At 40.6% G+C, this 2688-nt stretch carries 2 protein-coding genes and 1 pseudogene; 1 reads left to right on the forward strand and 2 read right to left on the reverse strand.

Annotated elements, in window-relative coordinates; translation table 11 throughout:
* Positions 1-296: 296 nt before the first annotated feature.
* A pseudogene (locus INF28_RS12600) lies at positions 297-983 on the reverse strand (IS3 family transposase); the annotation flags it as partial.
* Between the two features lie 102 nt (positions 984-1085).
* On the opposite strand from INF28_RS12600, the gene INF28_RS12605 reads away from it, so the two are divergent.
* Positions 1086-2123, forward strand: coding sequence for an IS6 family transposase (locus INF28_RS12605; protein WP_226393805.1), 1038 nt, complete (start codon positions 1086-1088; stop codon positions 2121-2123).
* 165 nt (positions 2124-2288) lie between these two features.
* Here the strand turns inward: INF28_RS12605 and INF28_RS13140 are convergent, their stop codons facing one another.
* Positions 2289-2573, reverse strand: coding sequence for a DUF2085 domain-containing protein (locus tag INF28_RS13140; RefSeq protein ID WP_226393806.1), 285 nt, complete (start codon positions 2571-2573; stop codon positions 2289-2291).
* Positions 2574-2688: the final 115 nt, after the last annotated feature.

The following is a 2688-nucleotide window of genomic DNA, read 5'->3' on the forward strand; positions in this document are numbered from 1 at the left end:
ATAGGAATGTCCGGATAAAACATATTGTACTGCTTCTAGTTTTATTTCTTTACAATATAATTCTTTGCCCATAATATACACCTCCATAATCTCAACTATGTATGTCCAACTTTTGGGGTGCATATCAAAACCACCGGGCGCCCTTGACATGCCCTCAAAATTGTGCTATATATTAGTTAAGGCAGAAAAGCCAAAAATTGGCTTTTCTGCCCACAAATTATTGTATTTTATCATAGAAATTTTATTTTTACAGAAAAAATCTCACACCGGGGGATGCGGACATAATCTTGGACTGTTTATATAGCTAATCCAAGACTATGTCTGTACTCTACCGGACTCATATATCCCAATGACTGTTTGATTCGTTTTGTGTTATACCAATTGATATAATGATTAATTTCAGCGATAAAATCATCAATGGAAACATCAAGCCATGAACGTCCATAAAACATTTCATTTTTCATTCTACCGAAAAATCCTTCGCACGCTGCATTGTCGGGAGAACAGCCTTTCTTTGACATGGAACGTGTCAGTCCAGCAGCATCCATTCTTTCTATCCAACCCGGCCAGCGATAATGGCAGCCTCTGTCAGTATGTACAAGCGGATGTTCGGACGGCGATAATGTATTAATAGCGTCATCAAGCATTTCATTAACTAACACGGAATCCGGGGATATTCCAACCCTCCATTTTACAATCATACCATCGAAGCAATCAACCATAGGTGATAAATATATTTTTCCTGCCGGTATAGCAAATTCGGTTATATCTGTCAGCCACTTTTGATTTGGCTTTTCTGCGTGAAAATCACGGTTAATTATATTCTCGACCTCGGGGGTGATCTCGCCCTTATAGGAACTATATTTTCTTGACCGCTTGGACATAACCGAGAGTTTTTCAGATTTCATAATGCTGCGAACTATCTTTTCCGATATTGTAATGCCAAGCCTTTTTAATTCCTGGTAAATTCTCCTATATCCATAGCACGTTCTGTAAAGTTAAATGAAAGTTGAAGACCCGCCCGCCTTTCTGGTACAATGGTTTTACCACAAACACAAGTACCTCCCGAAAGGAGACGAGTCTTCATGGCTAAAGTATACCAAATTCACTGTCCAAAATGCAACAACCATCATTCTTTTTATCGCTACGGCAAAGATAAATCCGGTTTTCAAAAATATCTCTGCCGGAAATGCGGTCATCAATTTGCCCCAGATGCACCTACCGGTAAGCCCGGCAAACCGCGTACGCGGCCATATCCTTCTTGCCCGGTCTGTGGGAAAGCCACCTTCCTGCACCACGATATGCAACATTACAGCAACTACCGCTGCTGCGACAAACGCTGTAACCATTCGTTTTTTGTGCCTAAGCCGACCTCTATTACGCCTTCGTCCGTCTCAAAGCTGTTTGGCAAAACCGACTTCAAACGAATGCGCTATCCTGTCCATATCATTCTCATGGTGCTGAGCATGTTTTATCTGGGCAAGAATTCCTTCCGCAACATTGCCCTGATCCTGCAAACCGCCATGAATATTCAGGTGTCCCACACCACCATCGGCAATTGGTGTACTCGTTTTGCACCGTTATTTCAAAATATTGCCATTCAGCTCATTCCAGCGCTCAATTTCAATTCCGACGAATGGCATGCAGACGAAACAGTGGTCAAAATTCAAGGCGTTAAGCATTATCTCTGGCTGATTGTTGATGCCGAAACCCGCTTTGTCCTTGGTTTCCATCTCTCACCACACAGGGATAGCCCTCAGGCTTTTACACTACTGCAATCGACCAAACACATGGGCAAACCGCGAACCATTGTCACCGACCGTTACAGCGCGTACAAGGTACCGGTTAAGGCATTTGATGATGTACAGCACATCCGCGTACAAAGTTTTGGCGATGACATCACCAACAATCTCATCGAGTGCTTCAACAAGCAATTTAAGGCGTGGTACAAGACCAAACAGGGCTTTGCTTCGTTCGCATCGGCAAACAACCTCATTGCCATGTTTGTGTTTTTTCACAACTTTGTTCGCCCGCATTCCGCCTTGAACGGTCTTACCCCGGCTCAGTGTGCCGGACTTCATCTGTCCAAAAAGCGCAAACGCGAGCTTCTGCTCGTTGCTTAGCCAGATTGGCTGACTTCGGGTCCTATTTTTTCATTTTAACTTTACAGAGCCAATATATTTTATATTTTTTTATCTTCTGTTACCGCCGAAGCACAAACAATATAACCCAAATGTAAAACATATTGAAAAAAGAGTTGCCATAAATAAATCCCTCCTTTATTTCATCTATTTCATCATTGATATAATTAAATATTCGATACATTCAGCAATCAATACGATTGCTATTCCGCATAAAATTCCGGTCAATATTCTCCTAAAATTATTACTTTTCATTCCTAAAAACATTTGTAAAATTCCGTCCGCTGCACATGGAAATAATAATATAATTCCTAAAATAAGTGTACTCAAATTAACCTGTACAGGGAAAATATTAAATATAATTATCATTATAATGGTTGATAAAGTGATCGCCGTGCATCTCCAACAAAGAGGGAAACAGTGTTGTGATATATTATAGTTGTAACACTACTACCAAAAAAGATATAATCTTAGAAGGAAAAGAGGATGTTACAAATGAAACACTATGAAACTGAATTCAAGAAGAAAATTGTTCGCCTTCATCTTG

The sequence above is a fragment of the Ructibacterium gallinarum genome (assembly GCF_014982785.1).
GTDB classification, from domain to species: Bacteria; Bacillota; Clostridia; order Monoglobales; family Monoglobaceae; genus Ructibacterium; species Ructibacterium gallinarum.

Excerpts from the sequence above, each read along its gene's own strand:
- INF28_RS12605 (WP_226393805.1), top strand. The coding sequence starts at position 1,086 with ATGGCTAAAGTATACCAAATTCACTGTCCAAAATGCAACAACCATCAT.